Genomic DNA, 21,720 nt, shown 5'->3' with positions numbered 1-21,720 from the left:
GTGGGAGCGGGCTTGCCCGCGATAGCGATCGGTCAGGCGACATAGTTGTTGAATGTGCCGGCCTCATCGCGGGCAAGCCCGCTCCCACAGGGTTTTTTGATTATTTTTAGACAGTTGGAGCACCATTAATGTCCTCCTCACCACAACCGACCTGGCCGGACCAGCACACAGCCTGCCTCGCCCTGGCCTTCGACCTCGATGGCCCGACCGGCGATGCCATGCTCAACGGCTCGATCTGGCGCAAGCCCGAGTATTTCGGTTTCGGTGGTTATGGCCCCTATCGAGCGCTGCCGCGGATTCTCGACGTGCTGGATGAGTTCCGGATCCCGACCACGTTTTTCGTCCCGGCCTGGGTCGTAGAGAACTGGCCGAAACAATGTCAGGCGATTGTCGAACGCGGGCACGAAGTGGCCTACCACGGCTACAAACACGAATCCTTTTACGCCCTGACGCTGGACCAGCAGAAGGACGTGATGCACAAATCCCGCGAAGTGTTCTGGAAACACCTGAACATCCGCGCCGAAGGTTTCCGCACGCCGTCCGGCGATTGGCGAGCCGAGACACCGGCCATGCTGGTGGAAGCCGGCGTGACCTATTCCAGCAGCATGCGCGGCGATGATCGGCCGTATCTGGTCAACGTGCCAGGTTTCGATACGCCGCTAGTGGAGATCCCCGGTCGCTGGGAAATGGACGACTACGCCTCACTCGCCTACACCCGCGCGCCGGACTTTCCCTCGGGGCTCGACCGCACCGCCAGCTACGCGCTGACCCTCGACAACTGGTGCCGCGAGTTCGACGGTGCCATGGATGAAGGGTTGTGCCTGACCACCCTGTTCCACCCCAAGATCACCGGCAAACCGGGGCGCATCCTGCTCCTGGAAAAACTCTTCGAACACATGCGCCAGCGCGACGACGTCTGGTTCGCCACCTGCCGCGACGTCGCCCACTGGTGGCTGAAGGAGCATCACCATGGCTGATTCAACTGTCTGGCCCAACGGCTACCGCTGCGCCGTGGTGCTGACCGTCGATTACAACGACATCCACGGCATCCTCACCCAGGCCCCGGAAGTCGCCGGGCGCGACAAGACTTTATCAGTGTGGCGCTACGGCACTCAGCGCGGAGTCGAGCGTCTGCTCGGATTGTTCGAAGAGCTGAGCGTTTCCAGCAGTTGGTGCATTCCCGGCATCGTCGCCGAGGAAAACCCGCAGCACATCCAGGCGATCCTGGCCGGTGGGCATGAGATTGCCTGCGCCGGGTATCGCCATCAGAACTACGACAACCTGACGCTGGCCGAGCAGAGCGCCGAAGTCGCCAAGGGTTGCGCGGCATTGAGCGCGCTGACCGGTCAGCGTCCGACAGGCTTTCGTATCCCCGCCGGCAACGGTGCGCCAGGTTTCATTGAGGCGTTGAGGGATCAAGGCATCCGCTGGGACTCGTCATGGCGCGGCGATGATTTGCCCTTCGCGCACCCGACCGCGCCAGACGTGATCGAGTTGCCGTTGCACTACGAACTGGAAGACGAACCCTACTTCGCCTTCAACCTCAGCCCGGCGGTGCCGCCGGCGCAATCTCGCATCGCCTCTTACAGCCATACCCTGGGCAACCTGCAAATGGACTTCGCCGGATTCCACCGGTTTGGGCTGTGTTACGTGCTGCGGTTGCACCCGGAAATCATCGCAACGCCCGGGCGGATCGGCGTGTTGCGCGAATTGCTGCAAAGCATCCAACAGCATGACGACGTGTGGATCGCCACCGGTGCCGAGGTTGCTCAGTGGTGGGCCGAGTCGGCTGCGCACGTGGGCGAGGATCACCCGGCGGCGGTGTACGACCGTCATTATCGGGATTACGGCGTATGAAAGATCAAGAGATCGCAGCCTTCGGCAGCTCCTACGATGGGGTGATGCGGATGGAGCGGCTGGCGCAGTTTTGTGTCGATACTCGCTTCGAAGATTTACCACCCGCATTGGTAGCGCAAGCCAAGCGGCACATTCTCGACACCTTCGGCGTAACCCTGGCCGGGGCTGGTAGTGATGTGGCCAGACAGGCGCGTCAGGTTTTCGAGGATGAGGCTGGCAGCACGTTGGTCTGGGGTACCGGTCAGCGAGTCGGCGCAGCGCAGGCCGCCATGCTCAACGGTATCGCCGCGCATGCCCTGGAGCTGGACGACACCGGCGGCTGCGACCACTCCGGCGCGGTGGTGCTGCCGGCGGTGATGGCCGCAGTGTCGATGTCTGAGCTATCGGCTTCTGAAACACCGGTAAGTGGCCACGAGTTGATCACTGCGGTAGTGATCGGCTACGAAATCGGCCGTCGAGTACTCGAAGCCTGCGGCAGTTACTCGGCCCACAACGGCGCCGGTTGGCACTCCACGGCGACGTGTGGGGTGTTTGGTGCGGCGGCGGCCAGTGCGCGGATTCTGGGGCTGGATGCACAGCAAACCCTGGCGGCACTGGGCATCGCCGGCAGCTTCAGCGGTGGTCTTTGGGCCTTCATTCATGACGGCTCGCAAAGCAAAAAACTCCACAGTGGTCGGGCCGCCGAAGGTGGATTGCTGGCGGCGCGGTTTGCTCAACAAGGCATCACCGGGCCGACAAAGCTGTTCGATGATGTCTGGGGCGGTTTTCTCAAGACCCTCGCGGCGGATACCGCCGTGCCCGAGGCGTTGGATGCCGAACTGGGCCAGGTATGGAAACTCGCCCGCTGCTCGATCAAACCCTACGCGGCATGCCGGGGGACGCATTCGGCGATCGATGCATTGGGCCTGTTGCTGGATCAATTGCAGGTCAGCGCGGATCAGGTCGAGAGCGTTCAGGTTTCGCTGTGCGGATTCCTCAAGGATATGTGTGGTGGTCAGGACATCAACACCCTGGCGGCGGCGCAAATGAGCCTGCGTTATGCCCTCGCCGCCCGGCTGGTCCATGGGCATTGCCGGTTGGAAGCCTACGACGATGAACAGCGCCATCACCCGCGGATTGCTCACTGGATGTCGCGTATTCGCCTTGAAGTCGACCCGCTACTGTCGGAGGATGGCGAGCCTGTGGTCAGCCTGCAGACCGTGGACGGTCGGCAAGCGAGCCTGTGTGTTGAGGTGCCGTTGGGGGCGCCGGGGAATCCGCTGAGTGATGAGGCGCTGGAGGAGAAGTTTTTCAGTCTGGCGGGGCGGGTTATGCCGCAGGAGCAGGCCAATCAATTGCTGGAGCAGCTGTGGCGACTTGAAGAGCTGGAATCGGTTCGGACACTCGATCGGTGGCTGGCTTGAGTATGGCGTTGTCTGTGCGGGCCTCATCGCGGGCAAGCCCGCTCCTACAAGGTTCGCGTCGAGCCACGATTCAATGATCGACTCCAAACCTGAGGGAGCGGGCTTGCCCGCGATTGGCAGCAACTCGGTATCGCGTCGATCACTACAGAATCTAAATAAATAAGGACATTTGCCCCACCGTGGCCACTTACTCCCTCGTTATTCGCCGCTTGATGATCGTTTCGCTGACCATCGTCGTCAGCCGCGCCATTACCAGCCCGGTGCTCACTCTGTTTCTGAGCAACAAACTCGGCCTCAACCAACAGGACGTCGGCCTGTTGCTGGGCATCGCGGTGTTCATCGCCACCCTGCTCGCCCTTTACGGCGGCTACATCATCGACCGCCTCGAAAAGCGTCGACTGCTGATCCTCGCCATGCTCTCCAGCGCCATCGGTTTCGTGCTGCTGACCTTCGCCCAAAACCTCTACCTGACCACCGCCACCCTGGTGATCACCGAAACCGCCTCGGCGCTGTTCCTGATCGGGTCCAAGGCGATCCTCAGCGAAAACCTGCCTATGGGCCAGCGCGCCAAGGCTTTTTCACTGCGCTACACACTGACCAACATCGGCTACGCCACCGGCCCCATGCTCGGCGTGGTAATCGCCGGGGTGCAGCCAACAGCGCCGTTCCTGATTGCCGGTGGCATCGCATTTTTCAGTATTTTCCTGATGAGCGGAATTCCCAAAGACCCGGCCCAGATACCCGCCATCGGCCAGCCCCAGAGCTTCCTCAAAACCCTGATCACCCTGAAGAACGACCGCACGCTGATCATGTTCACTTGCGGCTGCCTGCTCAGCACCGTGATGCACGGTCGTTTCACCCTGTACCTGTCGCAATACCTGCTGGTCACCCAAGACACCAAACGTGCCCTGGAAACCATGGCTGCCCTGCTCGCCTGCAATGCCATCAGCGTGATCTTGCTGCAATATCAGATCGGCCGGTTCCTCAAACGTGAACAACTGCGTTACTGGATTGCTGGCGGCACCAGCCTGTTCATCCTCGGGTTGATCGGTTTCAGCCTGGCTGACAGCCTGGTGAGCTGGTGCGTGGCGATGTTCATTTTCACCCTCGGCGAAATGATCATTTACCCGGCCGAATTCCTCTTCGTCGATACCCTGGCCCCGGAAGAACTGCGCGGCAGCTACTACGGCGCGCAAAACCTCGCGGCCCTCGGCGGTGCGCTGAGCCCGGTGATCTGTGGCTATCTGCTGATGCACACGCCCGCGCCCACCATGTTCTATGCCCTGAGCGCCTTGACGGCGATGGGCGGTTTTCTCTGCTTCATGAGCGGTCGGCGCGTAGCAATACTGCAAAAATAGTGCATTGAAGCTGCATTAATATGAATTTGTCAGCATAAGGATTGATCGGCACACTGTGCGGCGTTCCTCCCCCAATAGTTGGAACCACTTCAAGGGCTTTCTGGGTATCCCAGCCAAGCCTTTTTTTTTGCCTCGATTTTTACGGATTGTTTGCCTCATGTTCGCTCGCTGGTTACCTGCCGCCATCAATACCCGTCCTTCAGAATGGAGCCGCGCCGCCATCGGCATGTCGCTGGGCACGATGTTCAGCGTCTGGCTCTGCAGTCAGGTATTCGGCATGCAAGTGGCGCAGCACCTGATCGGCCCGCTGGGTGCATCCGCAGTATTGCTGTTTGCCGTGTCCTCAGGCGCCCTCGCCCAGCCTTGGTCGATTCTTGGCGGCTACTTGAGCGCCGGGGTGGTTTCGCTGCTGGTCGCTCACGTCCTCGGACGTACTCTCGGCAGCGCCTGCCTGGCGGCGGGCATGGCACTGATTCTGATGTGCTGGCTGCGTTGCCTGCACCCGCCGGCCGGGGCGTTGGCGTTGCTGTTGGTGTTGGCAGACCCGGCGACCATTGCCCTGGACTGGAAAGCCCTCGGCCCGGTGATGCTCAGTGGCTCGACGATGCTGCTCAGCGCATTGGCGTACAACAATCTGACGCGCATTCGTTACCCCAAACGTCCCACTGAACCGGCGCCGATGATGCCCCTCCCCGACAGCCAGGCAATCACTGCCGCGGATCTGAAACTGGCCCTCGCCGACATGGAGGCCTTCTACGACGTCACTCCCGAAGACCTCGAACAACTGATTCATGCCAGTGAGCTACATGCCAAGCGGCGTAGCATCGGTGAAGTGCTGAGCAGCAGAGCCTGAGTTTATCAACGGCAGCAGCAGGTTTTGTGGCGAGGGAGCTTGCTCCCGCTGGGCTGCGAAGCAGCCCCTTCACAGAGCCTGCGACTGCTGCGCAGTCGAACGGGAGCAAGCTCCCTCGCCACAAATTCAAGATCACTTCAAAAACCGTGTCAGGCCGCTGACTGCTGCCGCGCTGGCACCGCCACGCTCACTGCGCGCACCGACGCCCCTGCACTCAACCCCAACGTTTTCGCCGTTTGCGCATCGACGATCAACGTTCCGGCGGCGACTCGTGCCGGTGCTGCCGTAATCCGGCATTCGGCAAACTGGCGGTTGTGAATCAGGTACGTCACCGCCTGCTCTCCTGGCGTACCGATGCTCAGTTGCAGCACCTGACTGTCGCGCACCGCACGGATATCGCCAGTGGCGCATTCGATCAGCGGCCCGCCATCAAAGATGTCGATGTAGTCCCGGTGCTCGAACCCTTCAGCCTTGAGCATGCCCAGTGCCGGTTCGGTGTTGGGATGCACGCGACCGATGACCGCGCGCGCCGCCTCAGGTAACAGGCAGGTCGGCAGTGGAAACTTGGGCATCAGTTCGGCGATGAAGGTTTTGTTGCCAAGGCCTGTGAGGTAGTCTGCGTCGGCGAAATTGATCTTGAAGAAGTGCCGGCCCAGGCCTTCCCAGAACGGTGAAACGCCCTCTTCGTCCGAATAACCGCGCATCTCCGCGATCACCTTGTCACCGAAGTGCTGACGAAACTCTGCCAGAAACAGGAAGCGTGCCTTCGACAACAAGCGGCCATTCAGACCGCTGCGGTGATCGGCATGCAAAAACAGCGAACACAGTTCCGAGTGGCCGGTCATGTCGTTGCCGAGGAACAACGTCGGCAGTTGCTGATTGATCCCGAGGTTTTTCGACGCGGCGACAAACAGGCCCAGTCGATAGTTGTACCAAGGCTCGCGCAAACCGACGGCGCCTGCCAACGCGCAGATACCTATCGCTTGCTGCTGGTCGTTCTCCAGCACAAACAGGTAATCGGCATCGCCGCGCTCGGCCTCGCCTGCAAAGGTTTTCGCCGCCCATTCCAGACGCTGGGTCAAACGCGCCGCATCGGCCGGCAAGGTGGTCAAACCGGTTCCGGCGCTATGGGCCAGGGCTAACAGTGCCGGCAAATCTGCCGGTGTTGCAGGACGGACGATCATCGCACTTGCTCCTGGGCAGGTTTGGACTGACGTTTAGATAGATAGACTTCGGCCAACATGCAGCGAGCGCTACCGCCACCGATGCGCTCGATGGTGTCGATGTTCACCGGCAGCGGCGTAGTCTGTGATTCGATCAAACGGCGCTGATCCGCATCCAGCGATTGCCAGGCGGTGCGCGACATCACCAGCAAGGGTTCGCCTGCGGCGTTGTGGACTTCCAGCATGTTGCCGGCGAACGACTCCAGCTGCGCCCAGTCCAGCGCGATCACTTTTTTACCGCTGTCTTCCAGACGTTTACGCAGAGCCAGGCGTTCGCCCGGATGAGTGACGGAGGCCAGGCACGCGATGGCCAGCTGCGTGCCGACACTCATCATCACGTTGGTGTGATAAATCGCCACGCCCTGGCGGTCCACCGCATTGAAGGCGCACAACTCGTAACCCAAATGGTCGACCAGTTGATCCAGCGCCCGAGCGTGGGTGCGCGTGGAATAGCCGGCGTAACAAACCCGCTGCTGTCGGTCCAGCACCATGCTGCCGGTGCCTTCGAGGAACACTTCCTGCTGTTCCAGGCTGGAAAGGTCCAGCAACTGCTCGACGCGGTATTCGTCCCGCAGCCAGTCGAGCACACCTTTATCGCGTTCCAGGCGCCGGTTATGGCCCTGCATCGGGTACAGCACCAACGTGCCGTCAGGATGGCTGCTCCACCAGTTGTTGGGAAAGATTGAATCGGGGGTATGCGGGGCTTCGAGATCGTTATGCACCAGCACTTCGACGCCGTGGCTGCGCAGCGCAGCGACGTAGCCATCGAACTCTTGCAAGGCCTTGAACTGCACGTCCTCGGACACATCGGCCGGGCGCTGGAAACGGTTGTTCGCCGCCGTGTCCTGATTGAACGAGAAACGTGTCGGGCGAATCATCAAAACGGTATTGGTGGTTTGCATGGGCACAGATTCAATGAGGGTTGAGAGGTACTCATTGTCTGTTTCGTCGATGGAAAAACCCGGTTGTTAAGGGCTTGGGGGATGATGGAAATGGCTGAAGATTTTGTCTTTTTCAGCCGATTCGGCGAGGATTAAAAATCAAAAAAATCACAGTTTGATCAGGTAAAACGCAGAACCTGTGGGAATTGCGGTGTTCATTATTCCATCGTGGTCTTGACCATCGCCAACTCTGGATGGCTGACCAATTTGTCGATGTGCAACTCCGGGTCGTCGAACCAGACTTCGGTCAGCACCCGATAATGCTCCATGTCCCGGCAACGCATGCGCAAACTGTAGTCGAACGCGCCGCTGATCAAACGGCACTCCAGCACCTGCGGACAACCGCGAACCTTGGCCTCAAAGGCCTTTTGCGCCGCCCGCCCGCTTTGGTTCGACAGCGCAACCAACACCAGCAGCGACAAGCCCGGTGTCAGTTTTTTTTCATCGAGAATGGCCCCGTAGCCACGGATAACCCCGAGCTGTTCAAGTTTGCGCACCCGTTCCAGGCATGGCCTGGGCGTCAGGTGTACGCGCTCGGAAAGCTTTTGATAAGTGATGCGCCCTTCGTGGCGCAGCACTTCGATAATTGCCTGATCGATACGATCAAGCACGATCGACAGATCGCGGATATCCGCCATGTACGTCTTGCCTCACTTCAAACGACCCGATAGGAATTGCTGTAAACGTTCACTCTTTGGCTGGTCGAGGATGGTTGCATCACCTTGCTCTTCGACCCGCCCCTGATGCAAGAACAACACCTGGCTGGACACTTGCCGGGCAAAGCCCATTTCGTGGGTCACCATCAACATCGTCCGGCCTTCTTCGGCCAGCGCCTGAATCACCTTCAACACCTCGCCCACCAGCTCCGGATCGAGGGCCGAGGTCGGCTCGTCGAACAACAGAATCTCCGGCTCCACGGCCAACGCCCGGGCAATCGCCACGCGCTGTTGTTGCCCGCCGGACAGAAATGCCGGGTATTGATCGGCCACCCGTTGCGGCAAACCGACCTTGTCCAGATACGCCCGCGCGCTCTCTTCGGCAGCCTTGCGACTGATACCCAGCACCCGACACGGCGCCAGTATGATGTTTTCCAGTACGGTCAGATGGCTCCACAGATTGAAATGCTGGAACACCATCGCCAGGCGTGTGCGCAAACGCTGCAACTGCGCCGGGTTGGCGACTCGCATGCCGCCAGCGCCCGGACGAGTGACGACGCGCTCACCGTCCAGTTCGATGGCGCCCTCGTCCGCCCGCTCCAGAAAATTGATGCAGCGCAGCATGGTGCTTTTACCCGAACCGCTGGCACCGATCATACTCACCACATCGCCGGCCCGTGCGTTCAACGAAACGCCTTTAAGCACTTCATTATCACCAAAACGTTTGTACAGATTTTCAACCGTGAGTTTGTACATGCATAAGTCTCCAGCAGCGCCTGCTACGACGCTGCTCTGGATGAAAAGAGGAATTAGTGCGCAGGCCCGAGGAAGCTCAACCAGCGCTTCTCCGCCAGACGAAACGCGCCGACCAGGCCGAACGACAGCGCGAGGTACAGCAGGCCGGCAATGCCGAAGGCCTGAAAAGTCATGAAAGTCGCCGCATTGGCGTCCCGGGCGACTTTGAGAATGTCGGGGATGGTCGCGGTGAACGCCACCGACGTGGCGTGCAACATCAGGATCACTTCGTTGCTGTAATACGGCAGCGCCCGGCGCAACGCCGAAGGCAGGATCAGCCGCAGGTACAGGCGCCAGCCGCTCAAGCCATAGGCATGGGCCGCCTCGATCTCACCATAAGGAATGCTGCGAATCGCCCCGGCGAAGATTTCCACGGTGTAGGCGCAGGTGTTGAGCGTGAACGCCAGCAAGGTGCAATTCATCGCATCGCGAAAGAACGCTTCGAGCAGCGGTTGCGAGCGGACCACGGCGATGCCGTAAATCCCGCTGTAGCAAATCAGCAACTGGATATACAGCGGCGTACCGCGAAACACATAAGTAAACAGCTGAACCGGCCAGCGCAGCAGGCCCCAGCGCGAAGTGCGCATGACCGCCAATGGCAACGACAGGAAGAAGCCCATCACAATACTCGCCACCAGCAGCCACAAGGTCATCGCCAATCCGGTGAGGCTGTAACCGTCGCTGAACAGAAAGGGTTTCCAGTATTCGGCAATCAACTCGATCATCGCGCCATCCCCCGTACGCCCTGGTTATAACGACGCTCGAGCACTCGCAATACGTAGTTCGACGCGCTGGTGATCAGCAGGTACAGCGCCCCCGCCAGCAGCAGAAAATCGAGCATGTTGAAGGTGCTTTTGCCGGCCTCTTGCGCGACCTTGACCAGGTCCGACAAACCGATGATCGACACTAGCGCCGTGGCCTTGAGCAGCACCAGCCAGTTATTGCCCAGGCTTGGCAAGGCGAAGCGCATCATTTGCGGAAAGACCACGAAGCGAAAACGCTGCCAGCGGTTCAAGCCAAAGCTGGCGGCGGCTTCCTGTTGGCCGCGTGGCACGCTCAAGATCGCCCCGCGAAAAGTCTCGGTGAAATACGCGCCATAGATAAAACCGAGGGTGACGACGCCGGCCACAAATGGATCGATCTCCATATAAGGCCAGCCCATGGCCTCGGTCAGGCTGCTCAGCCAGCCTTGCAAGCTGTAGAAAATCAGCAGCATCAACACCAGGTCCGGCACACCGCGAATCAGTGTCGTGTAGAACGTCGCGGGCAGGTTCAACAGTTTCAGCGGCGACAGCTTGGCCGCCGCGCCAAGCAGCCCCAGCGCCATGCTTACCAGCAGTGACAGCGCCGACAATTTGAGGGTGACCCAGGTGCCATGCAGCAACAAAGGGCCATAGCCTTGCAGGGCCGAAAGATCGACCCCGATCAGATTCAGGAAGGAATTCACGCCAGTCACCTGTCTTGAGGCGCCCGCGTTCAAGCGCTGCGCCTGTTACCAGGACGCAGCGCTCGGGGCGCGAGGATCAGTTGTTGTAGAGGTCCAGATCGCCGAAGTGCTTCTGCTGGATCTGTGCGTAGATGCCCTTTTCATGCAGGGCCTTGATGGCGGCATTGAGCATGCCTTTGAGCTCTTCGTTGTCCTTGCGCACGCCGATGGCGATTTCCGACGGCACCAATGGGTCGCTGATGCCTTCGCTGTTCTGGAAGTCCCCCCCTTGCGGCGACGTCAGAAAGCTCATCTGCGCTTGCAGCTTGTCCTGGATTGACGCATCAAGACGCCCGAAAACCAGGTCGGCGTAGACCTGATCCTGATTCTGGTAAGCGCGCAGTTTCACCCCGCCCGGCCCCAGTTTGGCCTTGGCATAGGTTTCCTGAATCGTGCCCTGCATGTATCCGATGGTCTTGCCCCGCAGCGACTCGGCGGTGGGCAACAAGCCGGAATCCTTGCGGGTGACGATGGCGGTCGGCCCGGCATACAGGCGATCGGTGAAGTCGATCTGTTTTTTGCGCGCGTCGGTGACGGTCATCGACGATTCGATGGCGTCGAACTTGCCCGCCTTCAGGGCCGGGATCAGCCCGTCGAAGTCATTGCTGACCCACACGCACTTCAACTTCAGCTCGGCACAAATCGCATTGCCCAGGTCCACGCCAAACCCCTGAACGCCGCCATCGGCGGTGGTGGATTCAAAAGGCGGGTAACTGGGGTTGACGCCGAATCGCAGCTCTTTCCACTCTTTGGCGCTGGCACCGGTGGAGCAGCACAGCAAAGCCAATGCCGGTAAGGTCAGCCATTTGATGTTCATCTTCTAGAGTCCCGGATTATTTGGATTTATCGCGGCTTGGCGCCTGCGCCGCACCACACTTTTTGACAGGGGCAGTGAGTCGATGCGGTATTCACCGCAGCCGTATTTGTTGTTGTTTTCGACTGGGTCTAATCAGTCGTCGGGGTGCAGTCCGTTCCAGACGCTTGATCGCAAGTGCTTGAAATGGATTGCCAGAATGCCAATTGCCCGGACGGCACGGGTGTCGTAAGTCCCTGTTCAGACAGCTCAAGTGCGCTGAACGAAGGCCTTTCACAGCCGATTCTGTCGTTGATTGCCGGATGGGGGTAAAGATCAAAGGAAAGATCAATGGATCGCAGCCCGCGGCAACTCCTACGCTATCGGTGTACATACGCAAGATCGCGGTCAACGCAGGAGCCGTCGAAGGCTGCGATCTTTTGTTTTTTCGTTAAGGCAAAAATGCAAACAGCACCTGCACGTATCCCGGTTGTACATCACAAATTTGCACTGATACGATCCAGCATCGCTCGCGCGCGAGCTTCTCTATAAAGAACAATAAAAGCAGGGAGTTAGTGATGACTGCTCAGGTTTCATCCCCGACAACACAGCCCATGGATGCCACGCAAAACGAAGTGTTGGCCGAGGTTCGCAATCACATCGGTCACCTGACCCTCAATCGCCCCGCCGGCCTCAACGCCATTACCCTGGACATGGTTCGCAGCCTGCAACAGCAGCTCGATGCCTGGGCCGAAGATCCGCACGTGAAAGCGGTGGTGTTGCACGGCGCTGGTGAGAAAGCGTTCTGTGCCGGCGGCGATATTCGCTCGCTGTACGACAGTTTCAAAAGCGGCGACACCCTGCACGAAGACTTCTTCGTCGAAGAGTACGCACTCGACCTCGCTATCCATCACTATCGCAAACCGGTCCTGGCCTTGATGGATGGCTTTGTGCTGGGCGGTGGCATGGGGCTGGTGCAAGGCGCCGATTTGCGGGTGGTCACCGAACGCAGCCGTCTGGCGATGCCGGAAGTGGCCATCGGTTATTTCCCGGACGTCGGCGGCAGCTATTTCCTGCCGCGCATTCCCGGTGAGTTAGGCATTTATCTCGGTGTCAGCGGCGTGCAGATTCGCGCCGCCGATGCGCTCTATTGCGGCCTGGCCGACTGGTATCTGGAAAGCGCCAGCCTCGCCACGCTGGACGAACGACTTGATCACCTCGAATGGCACGACACGCCGCTCAAAGACCTGCAAGGTGTGCTGGCGAAACTCGCCGTGCAACAACTGCCCGATGCGCCATTGATTGCGTTGCGCCCGGCCATCGATCACTTCTTCGCCCTGTCCGACGTGCCGAGTATCGTGGAGCAAATGCGCGAAGTGACGGTCGCCGATAGTCACGAATGGGCGAAAACCACAGCGGATCTGCTGGAAAGCCGTTCACCGCTGGCCATGGGCGTGACCCTGGAAATGCTGCGGCGCGGTCGGCACCTGAGCCTGGAACAGTGCTTCGCCCTCGAACTGCACCTGGATCGCCAGTGGTTCGAACGCGGCGACCTGATCGAAGGCGTGCGCGCTTTGCTGATCGACAAAGACAAGAGCCCGCGCTGGAACCCGCCGACCTTGCAGGCGCTGGATGCCGAGCACGTGGCGAGTTTTTTCACCGGGTTCGACCCAAGCTGGAGCTGAGTCATGCACGATATCGAATTGAGCGAAGAACAAGTGATGATCCGCGACATGGCCCGGGATTTTGCCCGCGGCGAAATCGCGCCCCATGCACAAGCCTGGGAAAAGGCTGGCTGGATCGATGACGGTCTGGTGGCGAAGATGGGTGAACTGGGTCTGCTGGGCATGGTGGTGCCCGAGGAATGGGGCGGCACTTATGTCGACTACGTCGCCTACGCCTTGGCGGTGGAAGAGATTTCTGCCGGTGATGGTGCCACCGGTGCGCTGATGAGCATCCATAACTCCGTGGGTTGCGGGCCGGTGCTCAACTACGGCACCGAAGAACAGAAACAGCAATGGTTGCCGGACCTCGCCAGCGGCCAGGCCATCGGCTGCTTCTGCCTCACCGAACCCCAGGCCGGTTCCGAAGCGCATAACCTGCGCACCCGAGCCGAGCTGCGCGACGGCCAGTGGATAATCAATGGCGCCAAGCAATTCGTCAGCAACGGCAAACGGGCGAAACTGGCGATTGTGTTTGCCGTGACCGATCCGGATCTGGGCAAACGCGGCATCTCGGCGTTCCTGGTGCCGACCGAAACAGCGGGTTTCATCGTCGACCGCAGTGAACACAAGATGGGTATCCGCGCTTCCGATACCTGCGCCGTCACCCTGAACAATTGCACCGTTCCCGAAGCCAATCTGCTGGGCGAACGCGGCAAAGGCCTGGCCATCGCCCTCTCCAACCTCGAAGGCGGCCGCATCGGCATCGCCGCGCAAGCCTTGGGCATCGCCCGTGCGGCGTTCGAAGCAGCGCTGGCCTACGCGCGGGATCGGGTGCAGTTCGACAAGCCAATCATCGAACACCAAAGCATCGCCAACATGCTGGCCGACATGCACACCCGCTTGAACGCCGCGCGCTTGCTGATCCTGCACGCCGCACGGCTGCGCAGTGCTGGCAAACCGTGTCTGTCGGAGGCCTCACAGGCCAAGCTGTTTGCCTCGGAAATGGCCGAGAAGGTCTGCTCGTCGGCGATACAGATTCATGGCGGGTATGGGTATCTGGAAGATTACCCGGTGGAGCGCTACTACCGGGATGCGCGGATCACGCAGATTTATGAAGGGTCGAGCGAGATACAGCGGATGGTGATTGCCCGGGAGTTGAAAAATTATCTGGTGTGACCTTTAAAAGCATCGCGGGCAAGCCCGCTCCCACAGTGGTTCCCGGCGTTCACAAATTTTGTATACGCTCAAGAAACCTGTGGGAGCGGGCTTGCCCGCGATGACGCCCGCGAGGACGCCGCATTACTTGCCGACGAACGCCGCCTCACGCTTGGCAATAAACGCCGCCATCCCTTCCTTCTGATCCTGCGTCGCAAACGCCGCATGGAACACCCGACGCTCAAATCGCACGCCTTCCGACAGGCTGACTTCAAACGCGCGGTTGACGCTTTCCTTGATCATCATCGCAATCGGCAGCGACTTCTTGGCAATCAGCGCCGCGACTTTCAGCGCTTCTTCCAATAGCTCATCCGCTGGCACGATCCGCGCAACAATGCCGCAACGCTCCGCTTCCACCGCATCGATCAAACGCCCGCTCAGGCACATTTCCATGGCCTTGGCCTTGCCCACCGCGCGGGTCAGACGCTGGGTGCCGCCCATGCCCGGTAACACACCGAGGTTGATTTCCGGCTGACCGAATTTTGCGTTATCACCGGCCAGAATGAAATCGCACATCAACGCCAGTTCACAACCACCGCCCAAGGCAAAACCGTTGACCGCGGCAATGATCGGCTTGCGGCGGTTGGCCACGCGATCGCTGTCGCTGAACAGGTCATCGAGGTAGATCTGCGGATACGTCAGCTCGGCCATTTCCTTGATGTCGGCACCGGCAGCGAAGGCTTTTTTCGAGCCGGTCAGCACGATGCAACCGATGTTCGCATCGGCTTCCAGACCATCGAGGGCGTGGTTCAATTCGCTGACAATTTGCGCATTCAACGCGTTCAAGGCTTGCGGACGGTTGAGGGTAATCAGGCCGACGCGGCCGTGGGTTTCCAGCAAAATTGTTTCGTAGCTCATAGATGACTCCTGATAAACACTCGATCCCCCGTAGGAGCTGCCGCAGGCTGCGATCTTTTGATCTTTATTTTCATAGAGCAAGCTCAAAAGATCGCAGCCTTCGGCAGTTTCTACAGCGGTTCCTTCTCAAAGATTGCGCGAAATGACCATGCGCTGAATGTCGCTGGTGCCTTCGTAGATCTGGCAAACCCGCACGTCGCGGTAGATCCGCTCCAGCGGGAAGTCGTTCAGGTAACCGTAACCGCCGAGGGTTTGCAACGCCGAGGAGCAGACTTTCTCGGCCATTTCCGAAGCGAACAGCTTGGCCATGGACGCTTCCACCAGCGCCGGTTTACCGCTGTCGCGCAACGCCGCCGCGTAATGCACCATTTGCCGGGCGACGGCGATCTGGGTTGCCATGTCCGCTAGCCGGAAGGCCACCGCCTGGTGTTCGATGATCGGCTTGCCGAAGCTCTCGCGCTCACGAGCGTAGTCGCGGGCCGCCTCGAACGCGGCGCGGGCCATGCCCACCGATTGCGAGGCGATGCCGACACGTCCGCCTTCGAGGTTGGCCAGGGCGATCTTGTAACCTTCGCCCTCCTCGCCCAGTCGATTGGCCAACGGGACTTTCACGTCCTCGAAGAGGATCTGGCAGGTGTCGGAGGCGTGCTGACCGAGTTTGTCTTCGACCCGCGCGACTTTATAGCCCGGCGAATCGGTGGGCACGATTAGCGCCGTGATCCCACGCTTGCCGGCACTCGGATCGGTCACCGCAAACACAATCACCACCCCGGCGTTTTGCCCAGAGGTGATGAACTGCTTGCAGCCGTTGAGCACGTAGTGATCGCCGTCCAGCCGGGCACGGGTTTTCAGGCTGCTGGCATCGGAGCCGGCTTGCGGTTCGGTCAGCGCAAACGCACCGAGCATCGCACCGCTGGCGAGTGGCTTGAGGAAGCGTTCTTTCTGATCATCGTTGCCGAACTTGAGGATCGGTACGCAACCCACCGAGTTGTGCACGCTCATGATGGTCGAGCAGGCGCCGTCGCCGGCAGCGATTTCTTCCAGGGCCATGGCGTAAGCCAGGTAACCGGTGTCGCATCCGCCCCACTGCTCCGGCACCAGCATGCCGAAGAAACCCAGGTCGGCCATCTCGCGGATGGCTTCCTTGGGGAAGCGATGTTCGCGGTCCCATTCGGCGGCGAACGGTTTCAGCCGTTCCTGGGCAAACTGCCGCGCCGCGTCGCTGATCTGAAGTTGTTCGTCATTGGGAATCATGCCAAGTCCTTAAAAATTTGCCTTCGTACAAAATGCCTGTCAGTTGAAACACAGGACCTGTGGGAGCGGGCTTGTGTGGCGAGGGAGCTTGCTCCCGCTCGACTGCGCAGCAGTCGCAAAGCTTTTGGGGCCGCTTCGCGACCCAGCGGGAGCAAGCTCCCTCGCCACAAAAGCCCCACACACAGATTGCGCCCCATTAGCCTCAGTACAGGCATTCCACAGCCATGGCCGTGGCTTCACCGCCGCCGATGCAGATCGCTGCAACACCGCGTTTCAGGCCTTTCTGGCGCAAGGCCGAGAGCAAGGTCACAAGGATCCGCGCACCAGACGCACCGATCGGGTGGCCCAAGGCGCACGCACCGCCGTGGATGTTGATCTTCTCGTGAGGGATTTCCAGTTTGGTCATGGTCACCAGACTGACCACCGCAAAGGCTTCGTTGACTTCGAACAACTCGACTTCGTCCAGGGACCAGCCGGTTTTTTTCATCAGCTTCTTGATCGCGCCCACCGGTGCCACTGGGAACAGCCCCGGCGTGTCGGCAAATGCAGCGTGACCATGAATCACCGCCAGCGGTTTCAAGCCTTGTTTCTCTGCTTCGGAACGGCGCATCAACACCAGTGCCGCCGCGCCGTCGGAGATCGAACTGGAGTTCGCCGCGGTCACGGTGCCGCCGTCGCGAAACGCTGGTTTGAGCGAGGCGATCTTGTCCAGTTTGGCTTTCGGCGGCTGTTCGTCGTGGCTGATCAGCACCTGCTCTTTGCCGACGGTCACGGTGAGCGGCACGATCTCGGCGTTGAAACTGCCGTCCTTGATCGCCTGTTGCGCGCGGGTGGTCGAAGCGATGGCAAAGGCGTCTTGAGATTCGCGGGTAAAACCGTTGGTTTCGGCGCAATCCTCGGCAAAGGTGCCCATCAGGCGGCCCTTGTCGTAGGCATCTTCCAGGCCGTCGAGGAACATGTGATCGAGCACTCGGCCGTGGCCCATGCGGTAACCGCTGCGGGCGCGGTCAAGCAGGAACGGCGCGTTGGACATGCTTTCCATGCCGCCAGCGACGACCACATCGGCACTGCCGGCGATCAGCATGTCGTGGGCCAGGATCGTGGCTTCCATGCCCGAGCCGCACATTTTGTTCAGCGTGGTGCAACGGGTCGATTTATCCAGCCCAGCGCCCAGTGCCGCTTGCCGCGCCGGGGCCTGGCCGAGACCTGCGGAGAGCACACAGCCGAACAGCACTTCTTCTACGGATTCAGGGGCGATACCGGCGCGCTCAACGGCAGCACGAATCGCTGCGGCGCCCAGCTGCGGTGCGGTCAGGCTTTTCAGTTCGCCCTGGAAACCGCCCATCGGGGTGCGGACGGCGCTGACAATAACAATCGGATCGTTGGACTGTGTCATGACAAATTCTCCTTATTTGGCGGCCATGCGCAAGGCACCGTCGAGACGGATCACCTCGCCGTTGAGCATGCTGTTTTCTATGATATGCCTAGCCAGCGCGGCGTACTCGCCCGGCTTGCCCAGGCGCGGCGGGAACGGCACGCCAGCGGCCAAAGACTCGCGCACTTCCGGAGTCATGCCGGCCATCATCGGCGTTTCGAAAATGCCCGGGGCGATGGTCATCACGCGGATGCCGAAGCGCGCCAGCTCACGGGCGGCGGGCAAGGTCAGGCTGGCAATCGCGCCTTTTGAAGCCGCATACGCGGCCTGACCGATCTGGCCGTCGAAAGCAGCCACCGACGCGGTGTTGATGATCACACCACGCTCGCCATCTTCATCGGCTTCGGTTTCGGCAATCGCCGCCGCCGCCAGGCGCAACATGTTGAAACTGCCAATCAGGTTGACGTTGATCACCTGGCTGAAACTGTCCAGCGCATGGGGGCCGTTCTTGCCGAGGATCTTCTCGCCGCGGACGATGCCGGCGCAATTGACCAGGCCATTGAGGCCGCCAAACGCTTTGACCGTCGCCTGCACCGCCGCTTGCGCAGCTGCTTCATTGCTGATATCCGCTACCACGCTTTGCGCGCCGAGACGTGCAGCCTGGGCCGCGACGGCTTCGGCGTTCATGTCCACCAGCATCACTTTGGCACCAGCAGCCACCAGCATTTCAGCAGTGGCGGCACCGAGGCCGGACGCACCGCCGGTGACGAGAAAAACCTTGTTTTCGATCTGCATCATTGTTTCCTTGGATTCAAGCTGAAACGTTCTTCGCGGCGGCCTCTTGAGCCTTGGCGATTTCCTGGTTGCGCAAGATAAAGCGCTGCAATTTGCCGCTTGGGGTTTTCGGCAACTCGCTGACAAATTCAATTTCACGGGGGTACGCGTGCGCCGCCAGACGCTTGCGCACGTGTTGGCGCAGCTCTTCGGCGAGCGCTGGTTCGGCACGGTATTGCGGGCTGAGCACGACGAAAGCTTTCACCAGCTCGGTGCGCTCCGGGTCGGGTTTGCCGATCACCGCCGCTTCGACCACTGCCGGATGTTCGATCAATGCACTTTCCACGTCGAACGGGCCAACGCGGTAGCCGGACGTGGTGATCACGTCGTCGCTGCGGCCGACGAAGCTGATGCTGCCGTCCGGGTTCCACTCGACGGTGTCGCCGCTCAGGTAATAGTTGCCGACGAAGGCCTTGGTCGGTGCGCCTTCGTAACCGCCGAACCAGCACATCGGCGACTGGGTACGGTCGATGGCCAGAATGCCTGGCTGGCCGACGCCCAGTTCTTTGTATTCGTCATCGAGCACCACGATGCGATGGCCCGGCGAGGCGAAACCGGCAGCGCCGACGTGCACCGGATGATCGAGGCCGTGGTGATTGCACAAAACCATGCCCAGTTCGGTCTGGCCGTAATGGTCGTGGATCACTACGTCGAGGTTATCGGAAAACCAACGGATCACTTCCGGGTTCAGCGGCTCGCCGGCGCTGCTGACGATGCGCAGTTTGCCCTTGATCGAGCGGGCAAACTCGTCGCCACCGGCAATCAGCAAGCGATACGCTGTGGGTGAGCCGGTGAGGTTGGTGATTCTGTATTTGTTGATCACCCGGCAGGTGCTTTCGAGGGTGAACGGGCCATCGTAAAAGGTGATCGGATGCCCCATCGCCATCGGCCCGGTGACGCCGAAATAGATTCCGTAGGCCCAGCCCGGATCGGCGACGTTCCAGAATGCGTCTTCGGGGCGCAGGTCTACGGCATCACGGGTGTAATTCTGGAACGCGACGATCGCCTTGAGCGGCACCGACAGCGCTTTCGACGGGCCGGTGGTGCCCGAGGTGAACATCAGCAGGAACGGGTCTTCGCCAGTCAGCAATACCGGTTCGCAGACGTTGGAATAGTTGGCCAGTTCGGCCCAGAAACTGAAATCACCCCGAACAATACCTTGGCCTTTCGGGCCACCCACGGTGACGATGGTCGGGCAGTCAGCCACTTCAGCGAGTTTCGGGCGGTTGACGGCATCCGTCACCACCACGGCGGCGCCGGAGCTGTTGAGGCGATGTTCGATGGCTTTCGGACCGAAGGCGGTAAACAGCGGCTGATAGACCGCGCCGATGCGCCAGGTGGCGAACACGGTGATCAGTAATTCGATGTTGCGTGGCAAGAGACCGGCGACTTTGTCGCCCTTCTTCACGCCCTGGGCCAGCAGGAAATTGGCAAATCGCGCAGCTTTGTCCTGCAAGTCGCTGAAGGTGTAGGTCGCGCTGGCGCCGTCGCGGCCTTCCCAGAACAGCGCGATGCGCCCCGGCAAGGCATGCCTGTCGCAACACTCGACGCAGGCGTTGAGTGCGCTCAACGACCCTGTGAGTGCGGCATCGACGGTGTGCTGATAATTGAACTGTGACGTGGCAGACAAGTAATCGCGCATTGCCAGAATCCCTGTGTATTTTTATTAGGTTGGGGAACCGTAAATAACAGGGAAATACTCGCTCTGCGCGGGGTGCGGGACAATGGTCAAAGCTATCAAGTTGTGTGACTGGTTTGGCCAAGGTTCAAGGGATGCGTCGCCTGGGCGGACGCCTTCGCGGGCAAGCCCGCTCCCACAGGTTTTGCGGCGTGTACGACATTTATGATCACCGCGTATCACTGTGGGAGCGGGCTTGCCCGCGATGGCGCCAGATCAGGCACCACACAATCCGGATCAGTCAGCTCCGTTAAGTGGGTTCACCACCGCCCCTGTAGGAGCGAGGCTGCCCGCGAAGACGCCAGACCAATCAACACACCATCCGGATCAACTGGCTTCGTTAAGAATCAAACTCCGATAATGCCCCGGATTAGACCCCGACCACTTGCGAAACGCCTTGTAGAACGAACTCGCATCGGCAAACCCCAAACGGGTGGCGATTTCGGCGAAGCTGATGGCCGGTTCGGCCAGCCAGACGATGGCCAATTCCTTGCGCACGCTGTCCTTGAGCCCCTGATACGTCTGGCCCTCTTCGGCCAGTCGGCGGCGCAGGGTCGAGGCCGACATGCACAGTCGCTGCGCCAGCGCCTCGGTTTCCGGCCAGTGTTCGGCGGGCAGTTGCCGTAAGTCGTGCTTGATCCGACTGGCCAGGCTTTCGGGGTCGCGATACTTGACCAGAATATTCGCCGGCGCATGGGCGAGGAATCGCTTCAGTTCTTCAGGGCTGCGCTTGATCGGCAAATCCAGGCAGTCAGCGGAGAAAATCATCCGCGTGCGCGGCCGGTCGAACCGCAGGTTCTCGGAGAACATCACCCGATAGTCATCACAAAAATCCGGCGCCGGGCAACGCAACTCAATGGCCAGGATCGGTATCCGCCGCCCCGCCAACCAACAGGCCACGCCGTGCACGATCATCCAGTAAGTGAAGTAGGTGAAGGCACGGCGCGGGTCTTCGTCGTCCTCCAGCAGAACGATTTCCGCCAGGCTTTGCTGACGAACCAATTGCGCGGGCATGCGCTCCAGCATCAACGACAGAAAGCTCAGGCCTGAAGTCAGCCCGGCGGCCAGGCTCGACTGAACCATGGAGCAACGACACAGAAACTCCAGGCTGCCGGACTTGAGCTTGCGCGGGTCCATGCCAAAAAACTCATCGTCCCCGCGCCGGGCCAGCAAGCGCCACAACCTTGCATAAGCAGTGGCCGGAACACGGGCGTCGGTGGTTTCCAGCAGTGCCGGATCGATGCCGACCTTGTTCAACACCTCTTCGGTGGCAGCGCCCGGGGCACAACTTTGCAACAGCGCTTCACGCACCAGTTGAATGGAGATGGTGTCTTTTTCCGACATTGACCGTGGCGAGCCTTGTTATTTGAGTGGTGGGCATATTAGCGCAGCCACCAGCCCGGTGCAGATCCCTGTGGGCAGCCTGAATCCTGTGGGAGCGGGCTTGCCCGCGAAGGGGCCATAACAGTCAACATCG

At 60.3% G+C, this 21,720-nt stretch carries 20 protein-coding genes; 7 read left to right on the top strand and 13 right to left on the bottom strand.

Annotated features, from left to right (window positions below; genetic code table 11):
• Positions 1-128 precede the first annotated feature (128 nt).
• The 5 genes from ACZ3HH_RS26900 (at position 129) to ACZ3HH_RS26880 (ending at position 5,471) form a co-directional block, all read left to right on the top strand.
• Complete coding sequence (locus ACZ3HH_RS26900; RefSeq protein WP_465809238.1) at positions 129-977, top strand: polysaccharide deacetylase family protein; 849 nt, start codon at positions 129-131, stop codon at positions 975-977.
• A complete protein-coding gene (locus ACZ3HH_RS26895; RefSeq protein ID WP_465809236.1) occupies positions 970-1,857 on the top strand; it encodes a polysaccharide deacetylase family protein in 888 nt (295 codons plus the stop codon). Before ACZ3HH_RS26900 ends, ACZ3HH_RS26895 begins: the two co-directional genes overlap by 8 nt.
• Positions 1,854-3,260 (top strand): MmgE/PrpD family protein, encoded by a 1,407-nt coding sequence (locus tag ACZ3HH_RS26890; RefSeq protein ID WP_465809234.1) that lies wholly within the window; start codon positions 1,854-1,856, stop codon positions 3,258-3,260. Before ACZ3HH_RS26895 ends, ACZ3HH_RS26890 begins: the two co-directional genes overlap by 4 nt.
• 179 nt (positions 3,261-3,439) lie before the next feature.
• The gene (locus tag ACZ3HH_RS26885) at positions 3,440-4,618 is read left to right on the top strand and encodes an MFS transporter (protein WP_465809232.1); all 1,179 of its coding nucleotides are present in this window, start codon (positions 3,440-3,442) and stop codon (positions 4,616-4,618) included.
• A gap of 157 nt (positions 4,619-4,775) precedes the next feature.
• On the top strand, positions 4,776-5,471 hold the full coding sequence (locus tag ACZ3HH_RS26880; RefSeq protein WP_465809230.1) for an HPP family protein: 696 nt from the start codon (positions 4,776-4,778) through the stop codon (positions 5,469-5,471).
• Between the two features lie 149 nt (positions 5,472-5,620).
• Here ACZ3HH_RS26880 and astA read toward each other — a convergent pair whose 3' ends face one another.
• From astA to ACZ3HH_RS26845, 7 genes are all read right to left on the bottom strand, one after another.
• On the bottom strand, positions 5,621-6,655 hold the full coding sequence (astA, locus tag ACZ3HH_RS26875) for an arginine N-succinyltransferase (RefSeq protein WP_465809228.1): 1,035 nt from the start codon (positions 6,653-6,655) through the stop codon (positions 5,621-5,623).
• The gene (ctlX, locus tag ACZ3HH_RS26870) at positions 6,652-7,596 is read right to left on the bottom strand and encodes a citrulline utilization hydrolase CtlX (RefSeq protein WP_465809226.1); all 945 of its coding nucleotides are present in this window, start codon (positions 7,594-7,596) and stop codon (positions 6,652-6,654) included. The genes astA and ctlX overlap by 4 nt, the downstream gene beginning before the upstream one ends.
• 197 nt (positions 7,597-7,793) lie before the next feature.
• On the bottom strand, positions 7,794-8,273 hold the full coding sequence (locus ACZ3HH_RS26865) for an Lrp/AsnC family transcriptional regulator (protein WP_007900194.1): 480 nt from the start codon (positions 8,271-8,273) through the stop codon (positions 7,794-7,796).
• Positions 8,274-8,285: 12 nt separating this feature from the next.
• On the bottom strand, positions 8,286-9,047 hold the full coding sequence (locus ACZ3HH_RS26860; RefSeq protein ID WP_465809223.1) for an ABC transporter ATP-binding protein: 762 nt from the start codon (positions 9,045-9,047) through the stop codon (positions 8,286-8,288).
• A gap of 53 nt (positions 9,048-9,100) precedes the next feature.
• The gene (locus ACZ3HH_RS26855) at positions 9,101-9,811 is read right to left on the bottom strand and encodes an ABC transporter permease (RefSeq protein WP_465809220.1); all 711 of its coding nucleotides are present in this window, start codon (positions 9,809-9,811) and stop codon (positions 9,101-9,103) included.
• A complete protein-coding gene (locus ACZ3HH_RS26850) occupies positions 9,808-10,533 on the bottom strand; it encodes an ABC transporter permease (protein ID WP_008008586.1) in 726 nt (241 codons plus the stop codon). Before ACZ3HH_RS26850 ends, ACZ3HH_RS26855 begins: the two co-directional genes overlap by 4 nt.
• Before the next feature lie 76 nt (positions 10,534-10,609).
• On the bottom strand, positions 10,610-11,389 hold the full coding sequence (locus ACZ3HH_RS26845; RefSeq protein ID WP_465809218.1) for a transporter substrate-binding domain-containing protein: 780 nt from the start codon (positions 11,387-11,389) through the stop codon (positions 10,610-10,612).
• Positions 11,390-11,943: 554 nt separating this feature from the next.
• On the opposite strand from ACZ3HH_RS26845, the gene ACZ3HH_RS26840 reads away from it, so the two are divergent.
• Both ACZ3HH_RS26840 and ACZ3HH_RS26835 read left to right on the top strand, forming a co-directional pair.
• Positions 11,944-13,050 carry an enoyl-CoA hydratase/isomerase family protein gene (locus ACZ3HH_RS26840; protein ID WP_465809215.1) on the top strand — a complete coding sequence of 369 codons (1,107 nt, stop codon included), beginning with the start codon at positions 11,944-11,946 and terminating at the stop codon, positions 13,048-13,050.
• A gap of 3 nt (positions 13,051-13,053) precedes the next feature.
• Entirely contained in the window at positions 13,054-14,205 is a 1,152-nt protein-coding gene (locus ACZ3HH_RS26835; RefSeq protein ID WP_465809213.1) for an acyl-CoA dehydrogenase family protein, read from the top strand.
• Positions 14,206-14,328: 123 nt separating this feature from the next.
• On the opposite strand, the gene ACZ3HH_RS26830 is transcribed toward ACZ3HH_RS26835, so the two are convergent.
• The 6 genes from ACZ3HH_RS26830 to ACZ3HH_RS26805 form a co-directional block, all read right to left on the bottom strand.
• Positions 14,329-15,102, bottom strand: a complete 774-nt coding sequence (locus ACZ3HH_RS26830) for an enoyl-CoA hydratase (protein WP_465809211.1) — start codon at positions 15,100-15,102, stop codon at positions 14,329-14,331.
• A 126-nt stretch (positions 15,103-15,228) separates the two neighbouring features.
• The gene (locus tag ACZ3HH_RS26825; RefSeq protein ID WP_465809209.1) at positions 15,229-16,356 is read right to left on the bottom strand and encodes an acyl-CoA dehydrogenase; all 1,128 of its coding nucleotides are present in this window, start codon (positions 16,354-16,356) and stop codon (positions 15,229-15,231) included.
• Between the two features lie 202 nt (positions 16,357-16,558).
• The gene (locus ACZ3HH_RS26820) at positions 16,559-17,752 is read right to left on the bottom strand and encodes an acetyl-CoA C-acyltransferase (protein ID WP_465809207.1); all 1,194 of its coding nucleotides are present in this window, start codon (positions 17,750-17,752) and stop codon (positions 16,559-16,561) included.
• Positions 17,753-17,764: 12 nt separating this feature from the next.
• The gene (locus ACZ3HH_RS26815) at positions 17,765-18,526 is read right to left on the bottom strand and encodes an SDR family NAD(P)-dependent oxidoreductase (RefSeq protein WP_465809263.1); all 762 of its coding nucleotides are present in this window, start codon (positions 18,524-18,526) and stop codon (positions 17,765-17,767) included.
• A 16-nt stretch (positions 18,527-18,542) separates the two neighbouring features.
• Positions 18,543-20,207, bottom strand: a complete 1,665-nt coding sequence (locus ACZ3HH_RS26810; protein ID WP_465809205.1) for an AMP-binding protein — start codon at positions 20,205-20,207, stop codon at positions 18,543-18,545.
• Positions 20,208-20,570: 363 nt separating this feature from the next.
• On the bottom strand, positions 20,571-21,587 hold the full coding sequence (locus tag ACZ3HH_RS26805) for an AraC family transcriptional regulator (protein WP_465809203.1): 1,017 nt from the start codon (positions 21,585-21,587) through the stop codon (positions 20,571-20,573).
• Positions 21,588-21,720: the final 133 nt, after the last annotated feature.

It is taken from the genome of Pseudomonas sp. PME37.24/025, from assembly GCF_055556615.1.
Note: the sequence above shows the minus strand (reverse complement) of the source record. Positions and strands in the feature narration are given on the sequence as shown.

Bases quoted from the DNA above. Each gene is read 5' to 3' on its own strand.
- ACZ3HH_RS26900 (WP_465809238.1), top strand. From the start codon at position 129: ATGTCCTCCTCACCACAACCGACCTGGCCGGACCAGCACACAGCCTGC.
- ACZ3HH_RS26895 (WP_465809236.1), top strand. From the start codon at position 970: ATGGCTGATTCAACTGTCTGGCCCAACGGCTACCGCTGCGCCGTGGTG.
- ACZ3HH_RS26890 (WP_465809234.1), top strand. From the start codon at position 1,854: ATGAAAGATCAAGAGATCGCAGCCTTCGGCAGCTCCTACGATGGGGTG.
- ACZ3HH_RS26880 (WP_465809230.1), top strand. From the start codon at position 4,776: ATGTTCGCTCGCTGGTTACCTGCCGCCATCAATACCCGTCCTTCAGAA.
- astA (WP_465809228.1), bottom strand. From the start codon at position 6,655: ATGATCGTCCGTCCTGCAACACCGGCAGATTTGCCGGCACTGTTAGCC.
- ctlX (WP_465809226.1), bottom strand. From the start codon at position 7,596: ATGCAAACCACCAATACCGTTTTGATGATTCGCCCGACACGTTTCTCG.
- ACZ3HH_RS26865 (WP_007900194.1), bottom strand. From the start codon at position 8,273: ATGGCGGATATCCGCGATCTGTCGATCGTGCTTGATCGTATCGATCAG.
- ACZ3HH_RS26860 (WP_465809223.1), bottom strand. From the start codon at position 9,047: ATGTACAAACTCACGGTTGAAAATCTGTACAAACGTTTTGGTGATAAT.
- ACZ3HH_RS26855 (WP_465809220.1), bottom strand. From the start codon at position 9,811: ATGATCGAGTTGATTGCCGAATACTGGAAACCCTTTCTGTTCAGCGAC.
- ACZ3HH_RS26845 (WP_465809218.1), bottom strand. From the start codon at position 11,389: ATGAACATCAAATGGCTGACCTTACCGGCATTGGCTTTGCTGTGCTGC.
- ACZ3HH_RS26840 (WP_465809215.1), top strand. From the start codon at position 11,944: ATGACTGCTCAGGTTTCATCCCCGACAACACAGCCCATGGATGCCACG.
- ACZ3HH_RS26835 (WP_465809213.1), top strand. From the start codon at position 13,054: ATGCACGATATCGAATTGAGCGAAGAACAAGTGATGATCCGCGACATG.
- ACZ3HH_RS26830 (WP_465809211.1), bottom strand. From the start codon at position 15,102: ATGAGCTACGAAACAATTTTGCTGGAAACCCACGGCCGCGTCGGCCTG.
- ACZ3HH_RS26825 (WP_465809209.1), bottom strand. From the start codon at position 16,356: ATGATTCCCAATGACGAACAACTTCAGATCAGCGACGCGGCGCGGCAG.
- ACZ3HH_RS26820 (WP_465809207.1), bottom strand. From the start codon at position 17,752: ATGACACAGTCCAACGATCCGATTGTTATTGTCAGCGCCGTCCGCACC.
- ACZ3HH_RS26815 (WP_465809263.1), bottom strand. From the start codon at position 18,526: ATGCAGATCGAAAACAAGGTTTTTCTCGTCACCGGCGGTGCGTCCGGC.
- ACZ3HH_RS26810 (WP_465809205.1), bottom strand. From the start codon at position 20,207: ATGCGCGATTACTTGTCTGCCACGTCACAGTTCAATTATCAGCACACC.
- ACZ3HH_RS26805 (WP_465809203.1), bottom strand. From the start codon at position 21,587: ATGTCGGAAAAAGACACCATCTCCATTCAACTGGTGCGTGAAGCGCTG.